Origin of the sequence: Dyadobacter pollutisoli, from assembly GCF_026625565.1 — a bacterium.
In the GTDB taxonomy this organism is placed as follows: domain Bacteria; phylum Bacteroidota; class Bacteroidia; order Cytophagales; family Spirosomataceae; genus Dyadobacter; species Dyadobacter pollutisoli.
The window spans coordinates 4,593,289-4,618,016 of sequence record NZ_CP112998.1 but is presented as its reverse complement, the minus strand read 5'-3'; the positions used below and the strand labels follow the sequence as shown (position 1 = coordinate 4,618,016).

Annotated in this window: 12 protein-coding genes; 9 read left to right on the top strand and 3 right to left on the bottom strand. The window is 45.1% G+C overall.

The window, feature by feature from the left end; all coding sequences use genetic code 11:
* Positions 1–5 precede the first annotated feature (5 nt).
* Together ON006_RS18895 and ON006_RS18890 are read right to left on the bottom strand one after the other, a co-directional pair.
* The gene (locus tag ON006_RS18895; protein ID WP_244820930.1) at positions 6–1,736 is read right to left on the bottom strand and encodes a M56 family metallopeptidase; all 1,731 of its coding nucleotides are present in this window, start codon (positions 1,734–1,736) and stop codon (positions 6–8) included.
* A gap of 33 nt (positions 1,737–1,769) precedes the next feature.
* A complete protein-coding gene (locus tag ON006_RS18890; protein ID WP_244821184.1) occupies positions 1,770–2,132 on the bottom strand; it encodes a BlaI/MecI/CopY family transcriptional regulator in 363 nt (120 codons plus the stop codon).
* A 221-nt stretch (positions 2,133–2,353) separates the two neighbouring features.
* Between ON006_RS18890 and ON006_RS18885 the strand changes: the two genes are divergently transcribed.
* From ON006_RS18885 to ON006_RS18870, 4 genes are all read left to right on the top strand, one after another.
* Positions 2,354–5,470, top strand: coding sequence for a SusC/RagA family TonB-linked outer membrane protein (locus ON006_RS18885; RefSeq protein ID WP_244820929.1), 3,117 nt, complete (start codon positions 2,354–2,356; stop codon positions 5,468–5,470).
* Positions 5,471–5,476: 6 nt separating this feature from the next.
* Positions 5,477–6,892, top strand: a complete 1,416-nt coding sequence (locus ON006_RS18880; protein ID WP_244820928.1) for a SusD/RagB family nutrient-binding outer membrane lipoprotein — start codon at positions 5,477–5,479, stop codon at positions 6,890–6,892.
* 38 nt (positions 6,893–6,930) lie between these two features.
* On the top strand, positions 6,931–7,407 hold the full coding sequence (locus ON006_RS18875) for a hypothetical protein (protein ID WP_244820927.1): 477 nt from the start codon (positions 6,931–6,933) through the stop codon (positions 7,405–7,407).
* 167 nt (positions 7,408–7,574) lie between these two features.
* Entirely contained in the window at positions 7,575–8,666 is a 1,092-nt protein-coding gene (locus ON006_RS18870) for a carboxypeptidase-like regulatory domain-containing protein (protein WP_267609888.1), read from the top strand.
* Between the two features lie 2 nt (positions 8,667–8,668).
* Here ON006_RS18870 and ON006_RS18865 read toward each other — a convergent pair whose 3' ends face one another.
* Positions 8,669–10,189 (bottom strand): FG-GAP repeat domain-containing protein, encoded by a 1,521-nt coding sequence (locus ON006_RS18865; RefSeq protein ID WP_244820925.1) that lies wholly within the window; start codon positions 10,187–10,189, stop codon positions 8,669–8,671.
* Positions 10,190–10,428: 239 nt separating this feature from the next.
* Here ON006_RS18865 and ON006_RS18860 point away from each other — a divergent pair, with 239 nt between their 5' ends.
* From ON006_RS18860 to ON006_RS18840, 5 genes are all read left to right on the top strand, one after another.
* Positions 10,429–13,674, top strand: a complete 3,246-nt coding sequence (locus tag ON006_RS18860; protein ID WP_374760216.1) for a SusC/RagA family TonB-linked outer membrane protein — start codon at positions 10,429–10,431, stop codon at positions 13,672–13,674.
* A gap of 68 nt (positions 13,675–13,742) precedes the next feature.
* Positions 13,743–15,482: a RagB/SusD family nutrient uptake outer membrane protein gene (locus tag ON006_RS18855; RefSeq protein ID WP_244820924.1), complete on the top strand. Its 1,740-nt coding sequence runs from the start codon at positions 13,743–13,745 to the stop codon at positions 15,480–15,482.
* Between the two features lie 100 nt (positions 15,483–15,582).
* On the top strand, positions 15,583–19,143 hold the full coding sequence (locus tag ON006_RS18850) for a VCBS repeat-containing protein (RefSeq protein ID WP_244820923.1): 3,561 nt from the start codon (positions 15,583–15,585) through the stop codon (positions 19,141–19,143).
* A 511-nt stretch (positions 19,144–19,654) separates the two neighbouring features.
* Positions 19,655–22,843 carry a SusC/RagA family TonB-linked outer membrane protein gene (locus tag ON006_RS18845; protein ID WP_244820922.1) on the top strand — a complete coding sequence of 1,063 codons (3,189 nt, stop codon included), beginning with the start codon at positions 19,655–19,657 and terminating at the stop codon, positions 22,841–22,843.
* 40 nt (positions 22,844–22,883) lie between these two features.
* The gene (locus tag ON006_RS18840) at positions 22,884–24,662 is read left to right on the top strand and encodes a RagB/SusD family nutrient uptake outer membrane protein (protein WP_244820921.1); all 1,779 of its coding nucleotides are present in this window, start codon (positions 22,884–22,886) and stop codon (positions 24,660–24,662) included.
* Positions 24,663–24,728 lie beyond the last annotated feature (66 nt).

Below are 24,728 nucleotides of genomic sequence, written 5' to 3'. Positions count from 1 at the left end.
TTCTGTTATTTGGTATAGATAATAAAGTAAGTTTTGTGCTGGTTGTCCTCCCTGAAAGCAACCTTTTTGATTTTATCTATGGTTATTTTACTCGCTTCATCTCGGTTTGAAGGCATCGTGTTGATGTAATATTCTGCATTTGCATGCTTATCGGTAAAGAGCAATGTGTTTTGCTCCGATTTTCCGAAGCCTTCTCTTTCCAGCAACTGTTTGTTTCTATCGCTGCTGAGCACCGCCGGCCCTACCGAGCCTCCCGAATTAGGCCCGATTCGGCTGACAAGTTCGTGTTCAAAGAACTCGACGTCTTTTGACTTCTTAATGCCTAGTGCATTCTGATAATCTGTTTCCATTTCGGTCTTCAATGGCGCCGGTGGACGTTGCCCCATTCCCAATCCCCCTTTTGATACGTAGCCAGAGTAGCCCTCCATTGGGGTGGAGTCGTCGTCACCAGTGCCGCCTGTGCCCGAGCCGCCGTTGTCTTTAATATGTACAGAAAGGGAAGTGATAAAGCTCTGCAAGGGATCGTATTGTAACTTGTTGATGATCATATCGTAGCCGAATTTTCTCATCTCGCCTTTCATTGCGTTGATCTGGTCCCAGGTCGTTAAAGGTGTAATAGCCCAATATAGTGTGTCATTTTTGATTAATATACCTTTAACTTTTGGCTTTCCCGGTTCGATGAAAGTAGAGTCGACCTTGTTTTCAATCGGAATTTCTTTCTTTATTTTCTTTGACTCTTCTTTGTGTTCTTCCACATTGACCTCAGGTATTGAGGTATTATCTTCTTCAAACACCACCCCAACCAAAGGAGGCAGAAATTCAGCAACCTTCACCGTATAAGGTGCTACGAATGCGGAGGATAAATATAGTATCCCGATCAGTAAGCCGTATTTGCCCCAGGCAAAGTAATGTGACGGTTTTTTGTTCATCATCCGGATGCGTTTTTTCAAAAGTGACTGGGCAAATGAATTGGTTAATGGCAGCTCCCTGTTTTGAAGAACCGTTCTCAGCAAATCGAACTGATATTCTTTTTTCTCACAACCGCGATCCAGCACGCCGCGGTCGGCCAGATATTCCAGATTGGCCTGAACAAGTCGCTGATGAAACCATGCGAACGGATTGAACCACAATGCAATGCGCTGCAATTCGGCAAGCAGAAGATCCAGACTGTGCCACTGCAATACGTGTTCAGTTTCGTGTGCAAGAATATGCTGTAATGTGCTTTTCGAATGATTATGAGGATTGTAAATTACCCAACGGAAAAATGAATAGGGCGAAGTATTGCGCTCATCCTGAGTGAATATCACGCCATCCGCTGATTTTTGAGAAGGAGATTTCCATAGCAGGCGTATTAAACGGCCCACTTGAAAAAGGAAAATCGCTAACATTATGGCAACACCTGCCAGGTAGATGAGAGTCAGCGCATCCATGATATTCCATTGCGGTAAATGATGGCTGTTGATGAAAGAAGGTGCAGGATTGAATGACGAAATCTCCTGTTTTACCACCGGAACCACCTTTGCGATCTTTGGGATTGTCTGGTGAAATTCGGCCTGTACCTCTACCGGGCCCCAGTCGGCAAGCGGAATAAGCGGTAACGACCAGGCGGCAAGGACATTCAGCCAGAGTAATGCACGATTGAGTTTCGAAAATGTCTCGAACTGGATCAGCCAGCGATAACCTAGCGTCAAAACAGCCAGTAACAAACTGACCTTCATGAGATATAGGAACAACATAAGGTTTTGATTTAATGGTGAAACATCAATTCATTACTCTCCTTCTTCAATCATCCTGATGATTTCGCGCAAATCATCAGGACTTACTTTTTCATTTTTGGCAAAATAGGCCACCAGGTCCTTGTAAGAGTCGTTAAAGTAATTTCCGACCACCTTGTTGAGCACAAAGTGATTCTGGTAGTCTTCACGGCTCACAATTGGAAAATATTCATAGGTATTTCCAAATTGTCGATGGTCCACATAACCCTTCTCTTCCAAGTTCCGGATAATGGTCGAGAGCGTATTGTAGTGCAGTTTCGGTTCGGTAAAAAGCGGGAGCATATCTTTTACAAAAGCACTTTGCAAATTCCAAAGCACCTGCATCACCTCTTCTTCTTTGTTAGTAAGCTTGTCCAGTTCCATGTGACAAACATATAACTATTTTTGTAGTTAACAAACTATTTTTCTAGTAATGTTACTTTTTTGACCTTTCGTATTCTAAATAGGGTAGGGTTGCAATTTGAAAAAATGGTATCGATTATGTTACTCCAAGTTAATTAATAGAGTAGTATTTGTATTACTTTTTGTAGAAAAATTGCAATTTACATTGTAAAATTCATTTTAATCTTACCTAACTAATGATGATGAACAAACTACTTCACAACAAGTTATGGGTCGTCTTGCTCACTTTGACGATTTTTTGGAATGCAAAAGCGCAGAACGCTGTCGTAACCGGAAAGGTCACGGATCAGAACGGATCGGAGATTCCCGGCGTCAGTGTGAGTGTTAAAGGCACCTCGCAGGGTACCTCTACGAATGAAAAAGGCGAGTACAGTATTTCGGTCACTCCTGGCGGAACATTGGTTTTTAGTTTTATAGGTTTCAAAAGGGTGGAAATGAATGTGACCAGCCAGAAAGTCATGAATGTGACCATGCAGTCCGACGTGTCGGTGCTGGACGAGGTGGTTGTGACTGCATTGGGACAGACGCAGGAAAAGCGTGCGATTGGTTACTCAGTACAGTCTATTAAGTCCGATGAGATCCGGAATTCGGGCAATCCCAACATGATTGGGGCATTACAGGGAAAGGTTGCGGGTGCGGTCATCACAGGCTCTGGTGGCGCACCGGGAGCGGGTGTCAACATTATTCTGCGCGGGATCACATCATTGAGTGGAAGCGCGGATAACCAGCCGCTGTTTGTCATCGATGGCATTATTATCAGCAATGCTACCACCGCCGGAAACCCGCTTCCCAGCGCTGGAACAGCCTCTCCCGGCGCGTCGGAGCAATTTGCGAATACCAACCGTGCAGCCGACATTAATCCTGATGACATTGAAAGTATTTCCGTGCTGAAAGGCCCCGCGGCGACGGCATTGTATGGACTGCGAGCGTCCAATGGAGCGATTATCATCACTACCAAGCGCGGTAAATCCGGGAAGCTGAATGTATCAGTCTCAGCATCAAGCGGAGTTGATGTGCTGGGGAAATCTCCTGACATTCAGACGCGCTTTGTTCAGGGACGGTTCGGAGAGTTTATTTCGCCCACGGAAATCAGACAAAGGACACCCTACCAGTCATTTGGCCCGTCGATCATTGACAATACAACGGATAAGATCTACGACAACTTTCGGGGATTTTACCAAACAGGCTTTCGGACCAACAACAATATCACATTGACCAAAGGAACAGAAAAAGGTAACATTTATTTTTCGGTAGGTCATAATTATCAACAGGGAATTGTGCCGACCACCGATTTTGCGAGGACGTCGGGTAAAATTGCCGGTACTTATAATTTTACCAAAAAATTCTCTGCTTCCGGGTCATTTAACTACATCAGGTCTGGTGGAAAACGGCCTCCTGCCGGAGATAAATCGATTTTCAGCGCATTGTCCTATTGGCCTAATACCTATGACGTAAATGATTACCTGAATCCCGACGGTTCTTATAAAAACCTGCTCCCCGGCTTCACCGACAACCCGCGTTATCTCGTGGAAAAGAGCCCCAGGATTGATAAAGTCAACAGGTACATTGCCGATCTCACATTAAACTACCAGATCACGGACTGGTTGACAGCGAAATACCAGCTCACCTACGATGCATTCAACGAGCACCGAAAGCGCCAGGTGGACAGTACTTTTGATGTTGGTACGGCCGTGAAAGGGTTTTTGATCAAAGAATCGATCAATTACCGCGAGGTCAATTCCAATTTGTATGTGACTGCCAGCAAGCAGTTTAATGAAAACTGGACAGGCTCGCTGATGGTTGGGAATTCTGTGGTCGATAGCAAACGTCCGAACAGCTACTACGAACGTGGCGAAGGATGGAAAGCACCTTTTACGGACGAAATCAGCAGCTATCGAAACCAGCAAAAGCGTTTTTATTCACCGCTTCAATACCGCATTGTAAGCTTTTTTGGTGATGCCAAGCTGAGTTACAAAGATATGTTGTACCTGAACATTACCGGCCGGAATGATATGGTTTCAACATTGCCTGTGGCCAGTAATTCATTCTTTTATCCCTCATTCAGCCTGGGATATATTTTCACCGAAAATCTTCCGAAGAACAATGTCCTGACCTACGGCAAGCTTCGTGCATCATGGGCGCAGGTGGGAAAGGGCACGGATCCGTATGTGATAGGCGCTTATTATGAGCTGGCCGATAATTTTCCTTTTGGTAACACGGTACCGGGCTACGTCCGGCGCTCTACTACTGCCGCCGATGATCTGAAACCGGAAAGAACTACCTCTATGGAATTCGGTACCGAACTGCGTTTTTTCAGAAACCGCGTGATGGTGGATGCGACCTATTTTACAATGGACAGCAAGGATCAGATCGTCCGGGCACCGGTTTCGAACGTATCGGGGTATTCATTTTATTATACCAATATTGGGCTGATCAGGAATAAAGGTGTTGAATTACTGGTTTCGGTCAAACCCGTGCAAACCGGCAAATTCAATTGGGACATGTCTCTCAATTTTACCAAAATGTCGGGTAGGGTAATTGAAATGCCGGACGAACTGGAAGAGATTTCCTACTTCGACAATGGCAGCCGCGGCGTGCTGAAAGTGCGGGAGGGAAGCAAAGTGGGCGACTTGTGGGGACTCGACTATCTGCGGGCACCGGACGGACAGATGATTATACAGTCCAATGGTTATCCGCTTACAAGCCTGGTTACTACTCAGTATGGCAACGCGCTGCCTGATTGGACGGCGGGGCTTACCAATACCTTTAATTACAAAGGTCTGGGCCTGTCATTCTTGCTGGAATGGAGGCAGGGCGGCGATGTCGTGGATCTGGGAGAAAGAAATGCATTCCGCGCCGGCTCCATTAAAATCACGGAAAAGCGTTACGAACAGGTTGTTTTTAAAGGAGTAACCGAGCAGAACTCAGCTGACGGGAAGGTTACTTATGTGCCCAATACCAAGGCAGTCGTGCTGGATGACGCTTTTTACAATCCCTCCACGGCGAGGTATCTCGGTAATTCTGCCGAGTTCAACATTCAGGATGGTTCCTGGTTCAGGTTGCGCACGGTTAGTTTGAACTATGCTTTACCGCAGAGCCTGATCGGAAAATCAGTTTTTGCAGGAGGCGTCAGGTTCAGCTTTACAGGAACAAACCTATTCCTGAACACACCATTCAGAGGTTATGACCCCGAGGCGCTCACGTTCGGGTCAGGTACCAACCTGATTGGGTTCGTGGGCAGGAATAACCCTGCCACCAAAAGTTTCCAGTTGGGTGTAACAGCTAATTTTTAAGATCCTATGAAAAATATCAAACAAATATTCTCATTGCTGCTGGTCGGCGCACTGATTACATTGTCGGGCTGCAACAACTTCCTGGATGTGAATGTGGATTCAACATTGAAAGGCGATGCCACGATGCAGGAATTGCTGCCAACGGCCCAATTTTACACTGCTGAGGCAAGTTATCAGCAAGCCTATGTTGCCTGCCAGTATGCGCAGCAGCTCGGAAATGCCATTGGTGCCAACGGTACCGACACTTACGCTGAGACGGACAACACGATCGGCTGGTCGAACCTGTACCTGTATGTTTTTCCACAGCTCAATGTTATTTTGCAAAAAGGACAGGCTGAAAGTGCTTCGGCTTATGTAGGTATTGCCAAAACGCTGATGGCTTATAACCTCGGTTTGGCGACCGTAAACTGGGAGAATGTGCCTTATTCGCAGGCCGATCAGAAGAACTTTTCACCCGCCTATGATACGCAGGAGCAGATATATGCCACCATTCAAAAGCTGCTGGATGAAGCGATTACAGAACTGGCCAAAAACACAGGTACCAAACCAGCCGCCGATGACCTGATCTACAATGGTGATACAGCTAAGTGGATGAAGCTCGCATACTCATTGAAGGCACGTTATGCGATGCATTTATCTAATAAAAATCCGCAACAGGCTGCCCAGGCAGCGATTACTGCTTTGCAAAACGGGATGAAAAGTAATGCTGACGATTTTCAGCTGCAATACAATTCCAAAAACCTGAGCCCCTGGTATAGCCGCGTGGCGATACCGAACACGACGAGCAATTTGTCAGTCACTTTTACCAACACTTTTGTCGATTTGATGAATGGTGCCGTCCAGGGAATTCAGGATCCGCGTATTTCAAAGGTAATATCATTGAAAAATAACCAGACCGTATACTCCGGCGTGATACCTGGTTCGGGAAGTGGCTCCACGGTGGATCTGACTGCGAAAGCGTGGCATTCGAACATTCAGTCGCCGCTGGTAATGATGACTTATTCGGAGACGAAGGCGATTGAAGCCGAGGCCAAATTTCTGCTGGCAGGCGCTTCCAATGCTGACGCCTATGCGGCATACCTTGAACTCATCACTTCCAATATGAAAAAAGTGGGTGTGGCCGACGCTGATATTGAAACTTACCTGAAAGCTCCCGTGGTGAATGTGAGTGCGTCGAAACTGACGTTGAAACACATTATTACTGAGAAATTCAAATCGATGCTGCTGATCGGGGACATCTGGACGGACATCAGGAAATACGATTATCTGGATTTTCCAATGCCGACCAATGTTAATCCTGACTTGGGTGGAAAACGGATCCAGCGCATGAGGTACCCCGATTCAGAGATCACCCGGAATTCCAAAACGGTGCAGGCGAATCAGAAAGATCCTGAGACACCGATGTGGTTGCTGAATAAGTAGCAGTTGAAATTCAATCCATTGACTTAAATTTTAGCAAAATGAAGAAATACATGAAAGTGATTTTCGCCATTCTCTCAGCCGCATTTGTATTGACCGGCTGTTATAAAGAACCGGATCTATTTGAGGATCTATTGGTGAGTAATGGTAAGGTGCCGCAAATCTCGGTACTGTGGCTGGGCGATAAAAAGGTGTTTTCGGCCGCGGGAGTCTTGCAGCCAGGCATCACAGTCGATTCAATGACAACGGTTATGGTCAATATCGAGTATACCTCTGAAATTCCTTTGAAAGAGTTTAAGATATACTCGGCGGCGACCACATCAGGTGCGCAGACGCTGGTGAGCACAACTCCCGCAGGTACCCAGAAGTATGACACGGAACTTCGAAATTATGTAATGAAGATTCCGGTTACCGCGCCAAAATCTAAAAACACGACATTGGTGATCTTTGCCGAAGCCATCGGGAATAATGGCCTGGCGTCCTCGCAGAAGAATGTGACATTAAAAACCAAACCATAAACATTTCGGCCCGTCATGGGCCGAAATGTTTTCAACAATCGTGGTACATATTCAGTAGTTTACAAACTCCTCATTTATCTTTGGAATGAAAAGCGCTGAAACCTTACATGTACCCGATTTTGAATTTTTGCAACCATACATTCTTCGTTAGATCCCTGCTCATTGCTTTGATACAGCTGTTTGCATTGACCCACAGTTTTGCACAACAGGCGGGAACAGTTACATTGACAGGAAAGGTAACGGATGAAAAAACCGGCAAACCGCTACCATTTGCGAATGTTTTTGTCAACAATTCAACGATCGGGACGAATGCTGACGAGAATGGAAACTATAAACTCACCAATCTGACAGTTGGTAACCTTGAAATGGCGGTGTCGTTTCTGGGCTACGAAACGGTGAAGCAGACATTGCGATTTGAGCAGCCCGGCGTAAAAACCGTTTTGTTCAAATTGAAAGAAGGCATGGAGCTGCAGGGCGTAACCGTTTATGCCAGAAAGAACAAAAAGCGTGAAAAACATTTGAAAATAATCACCAGGGAATTGTTGGGTAACAGCAAGTTCAGTAAGCTGTGCAAGATCATGAACCCGGAAGTATTGCGCATTTCAGAAGACGATGACGGTCATTTGGGTGCTCAAACTACCAAGCCCCTCATCATCGAAAACTATGCATTGGGCTACCGCATTCACCAGGATCTGGACGATTTCGATTATTTCAATGGCAAGGTTTATTACGGAGGCAGTACCCGTTTTGAATTGCTGGTGCCGAAGGATAATGCGCAGAAGAAACTATGGCGGGCCAATCAAAAGGTCGCATATCAGGGGTCGCTGAAACATTTGATCGCGAGTATGGTTTCGGATAGCCTACAGGAGCAGGGGTTCAAGGTTTATCAGGTCATCCCGGATTCAATGCGAATGTTCAAGTCCGTCCGCAGCACGAATGGGTTGAATATGCTGAGCAACCATGTTCACAACCGCATTGAGGCGGTGCGCGGTATGCGACTGGTACGTCCCGGCGAGCTGGAAACGGAGCGTTTGGTAGTGTCCATGACGCAGCTGGAAGTTTTCAATATGAACAAAAGAGGTCGCTCGCCATACTCGGATATGGGTTACGCGTATACACAAATCACTTTACCGCAGGGCTATATGGTGGTGACACCGCAAGGCTGGGTGGTAATGCCGATGGGTTTTGAAATTGCCGGAGATCTGGGTAATGACCGCTTTTCATCATTACTGCCTGCGGATTGGAAGCGGGATGAATAGGATCAGGGTTGAATGGTCTTATTTTTCAAAACGATAAAAGGCAGGTGTACATTCCAGCTGGGTTGCACATGCTCCTGATTGAGAAAACCTTTTGAGTAATTTCCCAAAATAATGTCATCATCGCCGTCCCCGTCAAAATCATTGACGTCCATGCAGATCCACCGTCCGTCGCGGTGAACAGGTACAGCATTGGCTCTGAAAGTCTTATCAGCATTGTTTTGTTCAAAGTATGTGAAAGTCTCCTCGGGTTTATTTTTCAGATCAGGGAAAAAAGCGATGGTGGCTATGTCGATATCGCCGTCTTTGTCAAAGTCAGAAACCATTGCTTTGGTACAACCATTGATGGGATAAAAGAAGCTTTGTCTGAACTCAAAATTACCGGATTGTATGAAAATGTACAGTCCGTGGTATGGCTTCAAAATTCGGGAATAGTCGCTGTTGTCGCCGGCGGTGTAGACGATATCCTCCTTGCCATCATGATTCATGTCAGCCAACTGAAAGCTGCTTGATCCATAAACGGGAGGGAATCTCAGCAGATTCCTGGCCGTGAAGCCACCTTTTCGGTCGTTGAGAAATACCCAGATCCCTTCGTCACCATGTGCAAAAAGGGTTATAATGTCAGGCCAGCCATCCCTATTGAAATCGCGTATATGGGACATCGTTGCACCTGGTATTTCCCGAACGGGCACTTTCTGAAAGGTATGGTCGGATAGCTGTTTCAACAGGTATAGGCCGCCACGGTTATGCCCGAAAGCGGAGACAGCGTAGTCCATCAGTCCATCGTTATTAAAATCGATGGGCGTACTTTGGATGGGCCGGATCATTTCTGAGGATAACATTCGCGGCTTTTGTTGTCGTTTTTTATCAATCGCCGTGATCTGCCCGAGGGTACCATCAAGCGCACGCATGCCGCCCATACACGTCACAATGTCGGGTTCGGTAGCTTTGGGTGGAAAGTAAATGTCAATCGCTACAGATTGTAATGGCGTCATTCCCTTTGGATGGAAATCATTATCGAACCGGTACAGGCCAGGTTTTTCGGAGTTGCTGGTAACGATATTTTTCGTCGCGGTATCAATGGCAACCAGCATAGTACTACTGATCAGGTCAGGTTGTTCCTTGGGTTTTAAGAGGCTGAAAACTGCCCAGTCGTTGCGGAGTTTGGAGTCTGTTTTGCTGGCAAGTAATGTATCAGGAGCCAGTGTTTCATAATATTTCAGGATTTTGGACCAATCAGCATGTGAAATCACAGACTGCTTTCCGTGGAGGTAAAAGTTGTCCTGCAAAACCTCTATTCCAAGTTGTTCGGCCATCGCCGGAATCACGCTGGTGATCCAGGTTTTTTTATCAAGCAAACCAGGATCAGGTACTACGTGGCAGTTCCCGCAGTACTTGGTGACCAAAGGTTTTCCCACTTCGCGGGCCCGTTCATCAATGTTACCTGAGCAAGCCATGAAGCAAAACGGTAAGCTGAACAGGAGCGGGAAATAAATGGGAGCCAAAACGCGCCTGAGGAGATTCATAGAGAATGGTGAAATGCATTAATTACCTTACATAATAATATCCTACAATAAATCTACTTCAAATAAACCTTGCGAAACAAGGAGAACATAGCCGAAATAGAGTGTATTGGTGACATTATTTTATCCATTTATGATACTATTCCGTCAAAAAATGAAAATATAAACCAAAATCAGACAATTATTTGTGTAAATAATAATAGATTTGCTAGCTTAATAAAATATTAACCTAACAGGAAATTATGAAAAGAATCTACAAGAACTCCGCCCGGAGTATCTTTTTCTGCTTCATGCTAAGTTTCGCAGCACTCTCATTGTTTGCACAGGAGCGTAAGGTAACAGGAAAAATCACAGACATGACAGGTACCGGCATTCCGGGTGCCACGGTTGTCTTGAAAGGAACTCAGACGGGAACAAACACAGACGGCGACGGAGCGTTTTCGATCAACGTGGGAAATGCTACTACATTGGTGATCAGCTTTGTAGGTTACAAAACCAAAGAAGTGGTCGTTGGAAACCAAAGCGTTGTCAACATCCAGATGGAAGATGACGTGTCGGCGCTTGAAGAAGTCATTGTAACGGGTTACACCATTGATAGTCGCCGGGAAACAACCGGGGCGGTTTCAACAGTAAAGTCGAAAGATTTGACTGCGACACCTTCCGGAAACGTTGAACAGCAATTACAGGGACGTGTAGCGGGTGTGACTGTTATTACAAATGGTCAGCCGGGAACTACCAGCCAGATCCGTGTAAGGGGTTTTGGCGCATTTGGTGGTAACGAACCATTATATGTTGTGGATGGGGTGCCAACGGGGTCAACAGATTTCCTGAACCCTGACGACATTGAAACTACAACAGTTCTTAAAGATGCGGCGGCGGCTTCTATCTATGGAGCGAGAGCTGCGAACGGTGTAATTGTTTATACCACAAAGAAAGGAACGAAAAAAGCTAAAAAATTGAGCGTTACTTATGATGGCCTTTTCGGGGTAACAACGCCTGGTAAAGGACAAACCATGTTAACGCCTCAGGAACAGGCCGACTGGACCTGGCAGGCAATCAGAAACAACGCGTTTCAGGGAGATTCACTTCCTAAGTTTAACAATATTGCCAGCGGACAATATGGTTCAGGCGACAAGCCAGTTTTGCCTGATTATATCAACGTAGGTGGAAAAACCGGTGTTGTGGGCTCGGTAGATCTGGCGGCAGAGAAATTGAAATACAACATAGATCCAAGCCAGGGATCCATTTACCAGGTAGTTAAGGCCAATAAGCAAGGAACCGACTGGTATGATGCCATTACCCGGAACGCGCCGTTGCAGAGACACTCCCTGGGCTTCTCAGGTGGTGGTGACGCCAGCCGTTTCTACGCAGGTTTCAGTGTGCAGGACCAAAAAGGTATCTTGCTGAACAACGGTTTCAAACGCTATGCTTTCCGTGTTAATACAGAGTTTGACGTCTTGAAAAACCTCAGAATCGGGCAAAACGCACAGTTTACTTATCTACAGGTACTCGGACAGGGTGGTGCAGCAGGTGGACAAGGTGTTGCTGCCGATGAAAATGATATCCTTTCGGCATTCCGTATGCCTTCTATCATCCCTATTTATGATGAATTTGGAGGATATGCCGGAACAGCTGCAAAAGGTTTCAACAACCCCCGTAACCCGGTTGCCAGCAGAGACGGTCTTAAAAATAATGCAGGCTTCGCAGGAAATGGTTTCGGTAACTTCTACGCTGAACTGGATATCATCCCAGGATTGATGTTGCGTTCCAGCGTTGGTGCTCAGTACGCTAATTTTGCCAACCGCGGTTTCAGCAGGTTACAGTATGAAAACTCTGAGAACAATTCAGCATTTGGGTATAACGAAGGTTCTGGCCACCGTTTCAGCTGGACACTGACCAATACGCTGAACTTCAAGAAACAAATGGGACTACATAACCTGGACGTGATCATTGGACAGGAGGCGTTAAATACAGGTTTCGGTAAAAATCAATCTTCTTCCGGTCTGAATCCGTTTTCGACAGATATCAACTATATCAACATGACGAATGTTAGTTCGCGGGTTGTGAATAGCAATTTTTACAAAGGGGTTACCTTTTATTCGCTATTTGCCCGTGCTAACTACACATTCAACGACAAGTATATCCTGACAGGGGTTGTTCGTCGCGATGGTTCTTCACGTTTTGGAGCAAACAATCGTTACGGGGTGTTCCCGGCGTTCTCTGCGGCATGGAGGATTTCTTCTGAAAACTTCATGAAAAGCATTCCTTTCATCACCGAGCTGAAACTTAGAGGGGGCTACGGTTTGATGGGTAACTCAAACAACGTGGATCCGAACAACCAGTACAGTTTATTTGGTGCTAGTCTTGGAGACTCATCCTATGACCTTAACGGGACCAATTCAAGTGCTTTGGAAGGTTACTACCGTACACGTATCGGTAACAGAAGCGCAAAATGGGAAACTAGTATCACGAAAAACATTGGTATTGACGGTACTTTCCTGAAAGGAAAACTGGATATCATCATTGACTTTTGGCAAAAAGATACCAAGGATCTTTTGTTCCAGGTTCCTGTGACTGCAACCGCGGGATACAATGCTGCTGCGCCTTCGGTTAACGTAGGTAAAATGTCAAACAAAGGAATTGACCTGCAAATCATCAATCGTGGCCGCATTACCAACGACTTGGGTTACGAGGTGAATTTCACTGCAGGTATCATTAAAAACAACATTGAGTCTCTTGCGCCGGGTATCAACTACCTGACCGTTAACCCTGATTTCCGTGGTATTAAGCCAATCAGAAACCAGATCGGATACTCAATTTCTTCATTCTACGGTTACAAAGTGGCTGGTCTTTTCAAGGACAGAGCGGAAGTAGATGCTGCTCCTGATCAGGATGGTGCAGGCCCGGGCCGTTTCCGTTATGAGGATATCAACAAAGACGGTGTGATCAATGCGGATGACAGAACTTATCTGGGAAGCCCCGTTCCGAAGTTTACAGGTGGTATTAACCTCAAATTCACTTACAAAGGATTTGATCTTGAAACTTACATGTATACATCGGTTGGAAACAAGATCTTCAACCTTTCAAAATGGTTTACAGATTTCTATCCATCATTTACAGGAGCTGCGGTTAGTGACCGCGTAAAAGATTCGTGGTTGCCAACCAACACGAACACATCGACGCCGATCTTCGAAAGCACTTCTAATTTCAGTACCAATACGCAATCAAACTCTTTCTATGTGGAGGACGGAACATTCTTCCGTATGCAAAATATAACACTTGGCTACACATTGCCAGGCAACATATTGAACAAACTACGCATGTCGAAATTGCGCGTCTTTGCTTCGACCAACAACTTGTTCACTGCAACAAAGTACAAAGGTCTTGATCCAGGTGTTGGCGGAAACGCGGATACAAACTTCGGAATCGACGTGGGTAACTACCCGATTACAAGAAGCTACACATTGGGTATCAATTTAGGTTTCTAAAATCGAAGAAACAGAGCGCTTATTTCACAATATCGGTTTAGACAGATTTTGATAAAAAAATGAATCAAATGAAAAAAATAATATCAAAAGGAGGGTTAGCAGTTTTGGTGGCACTGATGCTGATCGGATACTCCTGTAAAGAAAGTTTTTTAGAAATTCCCGCTACCGGCCAACTTGATGAAGGACAGCTTTCAACCAAAAAAGGGATTGAAGGTGTGCTGGTATCAGTGTATGGTCAGCTCAATGGACGGGCCAACCGTATGGCCAGTGCGAGTAACTGGGTATGGGGAAGTATCCGCGGTGGTGATGCCAACAAAGGAACGGACCCGGGTGATTTTAGTGATATCAACCCGATTCAACGTTTTGAGTATCAGACCACACAAGGTGTGATCCTTGACAAATGGAAGGGGTTATATGAAGGGGTAGCCCGCGCCAACCTGGTTATGAAGCTGATCGGAGTTGCACAGGCTGATGTTTCAGAAGATGACAAAAAGAGAATAGCCGGTGAGGCCCGTTTTCTTAGAGGTCATTATTATTTCGAGCTGAAAAGAGGATTTAACAATACACCTTACGTTGACGAAACGAAGGACTATGGTACCGGAATCGAGACTGTTCCAAATACCGTGGAATTGTGGCCTTTAATAGAAGCTGACTTGAAATATGCTTACGACAACCTCCCTGAAACACAGGGTGCTGCGGGTCGGACAAACAAATGGGCTGCTGCTGCTTATCTTGCAAAGGCATACATGTATCAAAAGAAGTTTACCGAGGCAAAGGCACTTTACGATCTGATCATTGCAAATGGTAAAACCACCAATGGAAAGAAATACGGCCTGGTTCCAAAATTCCAGGATGCTTTCAAATCAGCAAATGACAACAATGCAGAATCTGTTTTTGCTATTCAGGCGGCCGCCAATACCGGAAGTGTCAACAATGCAAACCCAGAATTTGACCTTAACTGGCCATACAACACCGGCCCGAACGGTCCTGGTAACTGCTGCGGTTTTTTTGCGCCAAGCTTTGAATTGGGTAACTCTTTCCGGACTGATGCTGACGGCCTTCCATTGCTGGATGGTTCCTACAACACAGCTGGTAAAGAGTTGAAAACAGATATGGGCTTGAAATCCAGCGATCCGTTTACACCGGATGCAGGTCCTGTTGACCCTCGTCTTGATCACTCCATTGGTCGTCGTGGCCTTCCTTTCCTTGACTGGATCGATCACCCAGGAAACGACTGGATTCGTAACCAATCCAATGCAGGGCCATATTCTCCAAAGAAATATGCTTACTACAAGGCGGACATTGGATCATTGCAGGACAACAGCTCATGGACGCCGGGTTACACAGCTATCAATGTAAATATCATCAGATTTGCTGACGTACTTTTAATGGCAGCAGAAGCTGAGATCGAAGTAGGATCATTGGAAAAGGCAAGGGAATATGTGAATATTGTCCGGACCCGTGCTTCCAACCCTGAGAGCTTTGTTAAAAAAGGAAATGCTAATGCCGCAAATTATGTGATCGGTATTTACAAGACCGCATTTGCAAGCAAAGAGGCTGCGCGCACTATCGTACGCTTCGAACGGAAGCTCGAACTTTCAGGAGAAGGTCACAGGTTCTTTGACCTTGTACGCTGGGGAATTGCCGATCAGGTCGTGAATGCATACCTGAGCTACGAAGGCAAAAAGCTGAGCGGAGCTTTGGGAGGTGCTAAATTTACACCGAACAAAAACGAGTTCCTTCCATTGCCACAAGAGCAAATTGACTTGCTTGGCAAAGAAATATTGGTACAGAACCCAGGCTATTGATAACAATCTTTGAAACTAAAAGGGGAGGTGGCATTAATTTGCCATCTCCTTTTGTTAATTTCGGAGTATCCCAATTCCACCATTTCATTGCATCAATCTAATGTCTTCAAAGTATTTGTATCCGGCACTTTTGATTTTGCTGTTACTGACATCCTGCAAAAAGAAACTGAAAACTTTTACCCAGCTGGATAGTGGGGAGACGGGTATTCAATTTTCCAATCGCATTGCAGAAAATGACACGATGAACATTCTGTCGTTTGAATATGTGTACAACGGTGGCGGAGTCGCGCTAGGGGATTTTAACAATGATAGCCTTCCGGATGTATATTTTACGGGAAACACGGTAGAGAACAAACTGTATCTCAATAAGGGAGATTTTAAGTTTGAAGATGTCACCAGGACGGCGGGAGTTGAGGGCAAAAGCAAATGGTCAACCGGCGTGGCGTTGATCGATATCAATAACGATAACTTGTTGGATATTTACGTTTGTTCGTCGGTGCGAAAAGTTGCGCGGGAGCGTGAAAACATGCTTTATGTCAATCAGGGCCTTGATAAAAACAAGGTTCCGGTCTTCAAGGAAATGGGTAAGGAATACGGAATTGCGGATACTACCCATACCACCAATGCAGCATTCCTCGACTATGACAATGATGGTGACCTGGATTTGTTTTTGGTGGTGAATGAAATGGACGACAATAATTTTCCAAATAAATATCACAAAAAGATCGTCGATGGTTCGTCGAAAAGGACGGACAGGCTTTACCGAAATGACTGGAACACCAAGCTAAATCATCCGGTTTTTACCAATGTATCGAAGGAAGCAGGAATCCTGATCGAAGGTTACGGTTTGGGGGTCAATGTGACAGATATTAACCAGGACGGCTGGAAAGATATATATGTGACGAATGATTATCTGACCAATGACCTGATGTATATCAACAATGGCAATGGAACGTTTGCCGACAAGGCGTCAACTTACTTTAAGCATACCTCGCATTCCGCCATGGGGAACGACGTAGCCGATATCAATAATGATGGCTTGGTGGATGTTTTGGCGGTGGATATGATGCCGGCGACCAACCGGCGAAAGAAAATGATGACGCCTTCAAACAGCTATGTTACTTATCAGAACAATGAGTTGTTTGGCTATCAATACCAGGTTGCCCGTAACACACTGCAACTTAATCTCGGGAGTCAGACAAAGAATGGTAAAGATCCGGTTTTCAGCGAAATAGGATTGTTGAGCGGTGTCGCGGAAACGGACTGGAGCTGGACGCCGATGGTCACGGATTTTGACAATGACGGGTTAAGGGATATTATCATTACCAACGGTTTCCCTCGCGACATTACCGACCTTGATTTTGTCGCTTACCGCAATGAAGTGTCGAGTGTTATGGAGCCAATGATGATGCTGGATTACATTCCGGCGGTGAAACTGACCAATTTTGCGTTCAGGAATAGAGGTAACCTGGGCTTCGAAGATGTTACAAAAGAGTGGGGAATCGAGTTGGCCAGCTTTTCTAATGGGGCTGCCTATGCGGATCTGGACAATGATGGTGACCTCGACTATGTTGTTAATAATATCAATGATTCAGCGTTTGTCTGCCGTAATAACAGTATTCAGCTGCTGCCGAACGAAAGCAACTATTTGAGGGTTGCGTTTAAAGGTGAGCGTTACAACAAAGCCGGTATTGGGGCCATTGCAGAAATTACCTATGCAAATGGTCAAAAACAGATTACGGAAAACTCACCATATCGCGGCTATTTATCTTCTGTGGAACCTATCGTGCATTTTGGTTTGGGTAAAGTAAGGCAAGTTGATCAGTTGAAAATTACCTGGCCAGGCGGAAAAACACAGATATTGAAAAACATTCAGGGTAACAAAGTTTTGACAGTTTTTGAAAAGAATGCTACGGATATGTCGGCTCAGCCAGACGATGACAATGTCACTGATAGCACACTTTTTAACGATATTACTGCCTTGCTAAATGTTCCCTACCGCCACGAGGAGACGGATGTGATCGATTTCAACCTTCAAAAACTGATACCCCATAAAATGTCCCAGTTTGGACCGGCACTGGCAGCCGGCGACGTGAATGGTGACGGACTGGATGATGTGTTTGTGGGAGGAGCCTACATGCATAAAGGGCGCTTTTTGTTGCAGCAATCCAATGGCCAGTTTAAAGTTTCTGACTTGCTCCCCGGAGCCGAAGGGTTGGTTAAAGAAACGGAAGATATGGGCGTACTGCTTTTTGACGCGGATAATGATAAAGACCTGGACCTCTATATCGTGAGTGGAAGTTACGAGATCAAGGCGGGATCCAATGGTCTTAAGAATATGCTTTATATCAATGATGGTAGTGGAAAATTCAATGCAGATCCCTCCGCATTGCCACAGTTTCTGGTCAATGGCTCCTGTGTGAGAGCGGTTGATTATGATAAGGATGGTGATCTGGACCTTTTTATTGGGGGTAGGGTGGAGTCAGGCGTATATCCCAAACCGGTTTCCAGTTACGTGTTGCGGAATGATACCAAAAACAATGCTCCCCGTTTCTCCGACGTGACTACCAGCGTTGCGCCCGAGCTTGCTAACATTGGTTTGGTTTGCGATGCCTTGTGGACCGATTTTGACAATGACGGATGGGTGGACCTGCTGGTGGCAGGGGAATGGATGCCGCTTACTTTCTTTAAAAACACCGGTGGTAAATTTGCGAGGATTAATTCAGGGCTTGAAAATCGGAAAGGTTGGTGGAGTAGCTTGCTTTCGGGGGATTTCGATAATGATGGAGATATGGACTATGTGGCTGGAAACCTGGGTGTGAATTCATTGAGCAGGGCTTCTGAAACCCGACCAGTGAGTATGTATGCCAAGGATTTCAACAATGACGGTTACTTTGATGCGATTCCGACGGTGTTTTACGAGGCTTTGGACAACACTTACAAGGAATTTCCATACAATACCCGTGACGATATGGGCAAGCAGATTATTCAGGTACGTCAGCGGTTCCAGGAATACGGAAAGTTTGCCGAATCAGGATTAAGCGACATATTGAAACCGGAGGAGTTAAAGGACGCCTTGCATGTTTCGGCAACCTGGATGCGCAGTAGCTATGTTGAAAACCAGGGGAATGGTAAGTTTATGATTCACGAATTGCCGATTCAGGCACAGTTTGCACCAATATTCGGCATGATAGCCGACGATTTCGATCAGGACGGTAACCTGGATGTTATGATTTCAGGTAATGACTATGGGTCAGAAGTGTCTGTGGGGAGGTATGATGCATTTTATGGGTTGGTTTTAAAAGGTAATGGTAAAGGCAACTTCCAACCTTTGACGCTGGCACAAAGCGGTTATTCCACATCAGGTAATGCGAAAGGCCTTGTGAGGCTCGCTGCACCAGGAAACAGATGGCTGACGGTTACTTCGCAAAACCGCGATTCTTTAAGATTTCATCAGAGTATCAGCGAAGTAAGACAGGTTGCACTTTTGCCAAATGAGACAACGGTGACACTTCAGTTCAAAAATGGGAAAAGTAGAAGGGAAGAAGTTAGCTACGGCTCATCGTTCCTATCTCAGTCCTCGCACACGCTGTTCTTGCCAGGATATTTGCGGGGGGCCATAATATTCGATTCAAAAGGACGGAAAAGGCAAATTAAATAACGGACCTGACTTATTTTTTGATGCATAAGCATTTACCGGTGGCCTGAATAGAACAAACTATTCAGGCCTTTTTTTTGTGCCTCTGATCAGACATAATAAATATAATTATTCCGTTATCAACAATGATATGTCAATTTTACAATTATAACTTTTTACAGTTATTATGTAACTATATTTTTATTTATATATTAATGTTTTTAGGTCATTTGATAGCTCAAAACCAGGGTTATTTTATATCGGATATTGACATTTTGTAACCATATATTTACTATAAAATGCTAAAAATGTGATATTTGTAATATTGACACTTTAAAAAATCACATTAAAATTAAGTTAAAAGCAGTATGATTTAAGTCAATTTTTATTGAAATAGTACAATAAAAATTGATATTTTAAATTGAAAAAATACAAATGTATATTTTGTAGAATATATAGACTGTTTATTAGATTATTTGATGATGAAAAATTATAGTTTTGAGATGTATAACTAATATTAACCTAACTAGATACGATGAAACAAAATTACCTTCTCCTGGGAAGCAGGCTTATGTTTAGTATGTTACTGTTTCTCTTATGTCAAAATGCATTTTCCCAGGATATTACGATCTCGGGGAAGATTTCGGATGAGTCAACAGGTTCAAGCTTGCCCGGTGCTTCGGTTACTTTGAAAGGTTCCACGACAATCGGTGTCACTACTGATGCTGATGGAAAGTACACCATTAAAGTGCCCTCCAGTGCTCAAACCATTGTTATTTCATTCATCGGCTACTCTGCAAAAGAGGTCGCCATAGGAAACAGGACCGTTATTGACGTAACCCTGGCCAGTGATGTAAGCGCATTGGAAGAGGTAATTGTAACTGGCTATGGCTCGCAGTCCAAAAGAGACATTACTGGTTCGGTAACCACTGTCAATGCGAAAGACCTTCAATCGGTTCCGGCTACCACATTTGCCCAGCAGCTGCAAGGCCGCGCGTCCGGGTTGAACATCGTAAATGATGCAACACCGGGTGGAAATGCAACCGTACGTATACGGGGATTCGGTACCATTGGTAATAACGATCCTTTGTTCATTATCGACGGCGTCCCAACCGAGAATCAGGGTAACCTTAACCCTAATGACATTGAAACCATTCAGATCCTGAAGGATGCATCATCTGCATCAATTTACGGTTCTCGTGCGGCAAACGGGGTAGTCATCATTACCACTAAAAGAGGAAAAATAGGTAAGCCGGTTATTTCCTTCAATGCTTACTACGGTACTCAAAAAACTTACAAGGATGCGGAAGCATTGAACGCAAAGGAATTGGGCACGTACCTGTACCTGGCAGACAAGTATGCTGGTAAAACACCGTCTCATGGTCAGTATACATTTGGCCCCAACGGTGAAATAACCGTCCCTGACTATGTATTCCCAAGTAAAGGTAAAAACGGTACGCCGGATGTTGATCCGGCCAAATACTCACTGGTGCCGGGTAACATTTATGCGATAACCAAAGCAGCCGACACCAACTGGTGGAAAGAGCTGACTACCACTGCTCCGATCCAGAACTATCAGCTTTCGGCAACCGGCGGAACTGAAAACAGCCGTTACGCACTTTCTATCGGTTATTTCAGCCAGGATGGGGTAGTGAAATTCATCGGTTATGACCGTTACACGATCCGCGCCAACACCGAGTTTTCTGCACTGGGAAAACGATTGAGAGTTGGTGAAAACCTTGCCGTATCATTTGACAACAGAAAAGGAGGATTTGGTAACAACCAGGAACAAAATGCTGTATCTGGTAGCTACAAACACCATCCTTTGCTGCCTATTTATGACATTGCAGGAAACTTCGCAGGTTCACGCGGAGCCAACCTTGGTAACAACTCTAACCCATACGCAACATTATACCGCGAAAAAGACAACACAACTTATCGTCTGCGGGCATTTGGTAATGTGTACGGAGAGTTTGATATCATTCCTAACCTGACCATTAAAACCAGTCTTGGTATTGACGGGGTTAGCCAGAGAGGACGTTATATCGGCCGCGCCAACCCTGAATACGTGGAAGGTAGCTTCAACAACGGATCTACATCTACCGACTACTACTCGTACCAGTGGGTCTGGTCAAATACATTGAGCTATTCAAGGAACTTCGGGACCAATCACAAAGTGGATGCTTACATCGGTATAGAATCTATCCGGGAATTTGCTGAGGAGTTTGGTGCGTCCCGTTCAGGCTATGCATTTGAAATTCCATCTATTATCAATTACCTGAACCTGGGGGATGCTACGAAAGCAACCAACTATGGTGGTGTGAACAGGGATTACAGCCTTTACTCGCAATTCGGTAAAATCAACTACGGTTATGCTGATAAGTACCTGTTCCAATTTATTTTGAGAAATGATGCTTCATCACGTTTCCAACAAGCTTCCAGAAGCGCGCTATTCCCTGCATTCAGTGCGGGATGGAGGCTTTCGGAGGAGGGTTTTATGAAAGGGATCAGTTTTATCAACGACATGAAACTCCGTTACGGATGGGGTAAAACAGGTAACCAGAAAATCGGGGATTACAACGCATTTACAACATACCGCGCTGATATTTACCATGCAGGTTACCCGATCGACGGCTCAGGCAGCCAGCCTACTATCGGATATGATGCTTCGTCATTTGGTAACCCAAAAGCTAAATGGGAAACAACAACTTCCAATAACCTTGGTTTGGATGCAACATTCCTGAATGACGCGTTAACATTGGAAATTGATTTCTGGAACAGAAAAACAGCAGACATGTTGTTCTCGACGCCGATCACCTTTACAGCGGGTGACGCAAATGCACCGTCATTCAACGTAGGTGCGATGACCAACAAAGGTATTGACCTTGGTATCGGCTATCGTAATACATTGATGAAAGGTGATTTCCGTTACGGGGTATCTGTTAACTACTCCATGTACCGTAACACAGTTGATAAACTGGATGAAAGTGATGCTACCAAATATTTCGGTTCTGGCTCACGCGTTCCTGCTGTAACACTTACTCAGGCAGGTCTCCCAATTTCGTCTTACTACGGATACAAAGTTTTGGGTCTGTTCCAGTCCGACGAAGAAGCCAAAGCATGGGCTCCTTACGGATCTTATAATAAGGCTGGTAAATTCAAAATCGCCGATATCAATAATGATGGAAAAATCACTGATGATGACCGTACTGTGATCGGTAATCCACACCCTGACTTTGTATACGGCGTTAACCTGAACCTGGGTTACAAAGCCTTTGATCTGACTATTTTCGGTAACGGTGTGGTTGGTAACGAAATCTTCAACTACCTGCGTTACTTCACGGATTTCAATACATTCCAGGGTAACAGAGCGAAACGCGCACTTTACGATGCATGGCAGCCTGATCACAAAGAAGGTACTGTGCCCATTATGGATGCAGATGACCAGATCAGTAGCCGCCCGTCCAGTTATTTTGTGGAAAAGGGTACCTACTTCCGTCTGAAAAATGTCCAGCTGACTTTCACATTGCCAAAAACAGTTGCTTCGAAAATCGGATTTAGTAATGCACAGGTGTATGTACAGGGTCAAAACATGCTGACTATCAGCAAGTATTCAGGTCTTAACCCTGAAATTCAGACAGGTGCAGATAATACCCTTGGCTTTGACGGAGGTTATATGCCAGTGTCCCGGACGTTCCTGTTGGGTCTAAATGTTTCTTTCTGATAACCGGTTATTGTAGTTGACCCTAAAAATATTCAAATATATGAATACGAAAATTTTAAAATATTTGCTTTCAGTGGGACTGGCGATCGGGATTGTATCCGCTTGTAAGGACTCATTTTTATCCAAAGACCCACAAGGGCAGTACAGCCCTACGGCACTCAAAACTCCAAGTGGGGTAGAAGGTTTGCTGATTGGAGCTTACGCTATGATCGACGGGCAAGGACTCGACGGCCAAGATGCCTGGAACAATGATATCCAGAGCTGGGTGTTTGGAGGATTGGCCTCAGACGATTCTTACAAAGGAACGGATGCGGGTGACCAGCCGGAGCAGTCGTTCATTGAAAAGTATGACTTCCAGCCAACCAACAACCACATCAAAAACAAATGGCGTGGACTTTATAAAGGTATTGCCAGAACCAATGATGTGATCAATACATTGTCAGAAGTTAAAGAAGTAGGCGACACCAGACGGAAACAGATCATTGCGGAAGCACGGTTCCTGCGCGGGCTTTTCCATTTTGAGGCAAAGAAAATGTGGAAGACGATTCCCTATATCGACGAAAACGTTTACAAGCTGGATGACCTCGAAAGTACAAAAATTCCTAACGACAAAGATGTTTGGCCGTTGATCGAGGCGGATTTCAAAGCTGCGTCGGAAGGTCTTCCGGAAACTCAGTCGCAGGTTGGACGTCCAACCAAATGGGCTGCATTGGCGTTTCTTGCCAAAACCTACATGTACCAGGGCTGGAATGTTACTACGGGAGTTGCCAATACCGCTGTTTTGCAAAAAGCTAAACCAGTGTTGGAGCAGATCATTGCTTCGGGCAAGTTTTCGCTTGCACCTAAGTTCGAAGACAACTTCCTGATCGCGACGCGTAACAATGTTGAATCTATTTTTGAAATTCAGTATGCAGTTTCAAGTGCCTCGGGCGATGCTGCCGATGCAGGTGTAGGTTTGGCTCACCCATACATTGATCCATGGGGTTGCTGCGGATTTTACCAGCCTTCTCAAAATCTTGTAAATGCATTCAGAACGTCTGCTACGGGCCTTCCTCTATTAGATACTTTCAATGATACCGATGTTAAGAACGACCAGGGATTGAAGTACACAGATCCTTTTGTCCCTGAAACGGGCCCATTGGATCCACGTTTGGATCAGACTGTTGGTCGCCGTGGCATTTTGTTCAAAGATTTCAAGATACATGGTAGCGACTTTATCCGTGACCAGACTTATGCAGGACCTTATTCACCTAAAAAACACATTTCCGAAAAAGCGGGTTTTGGTATTAATGGCTGGGGGAACCTGTCAAGCAACAACTACCGGATCATGCGTTATGGAATGGTGTTGTTGTGGCTTGCTGAATGCGAAGTGGAGCTTGGCAATTTGGAGAGTGCAAGAAAGCTTGTCAATCAGATTCGTACCCGTGCAGCTAATCCAGCTGGGTTTGTTAAAAAAGCGGTGCAGGGAAGCAAGTCGCGGGATGACTATACCGTCTTGAACGAGCCGGCTGCTAACTATGTGATTAAGACGTACGACCAGGCATGGGCCGACGCGGAGACAGCTCGCAAGGCAGTAAGGTTTGAATCGCGCCTTGAATATGCGATGGAGGGACACAGGTTCTTCGATCTTCAGAGGTGGGGAATTGCAGCTGAAACATTGAATAAATATGTTACTGTAGAGTCTAGCAAAAGAGTTTATAAAAAGGGAGCTGTTTTTACAAAGGGTAAAAATGAGTATTTCCCAATTCCTCAGGAAGCCATTGACCGTTCCTATAAAGCTGGTGTACCAACACTGACTCAGGATCCGGCATATAAATAGTTTGGTTAATATAACCAATATTTGTTAAGCGTTTGTAGTCTAGAAAAGCCTCTGCACCCGAATTGT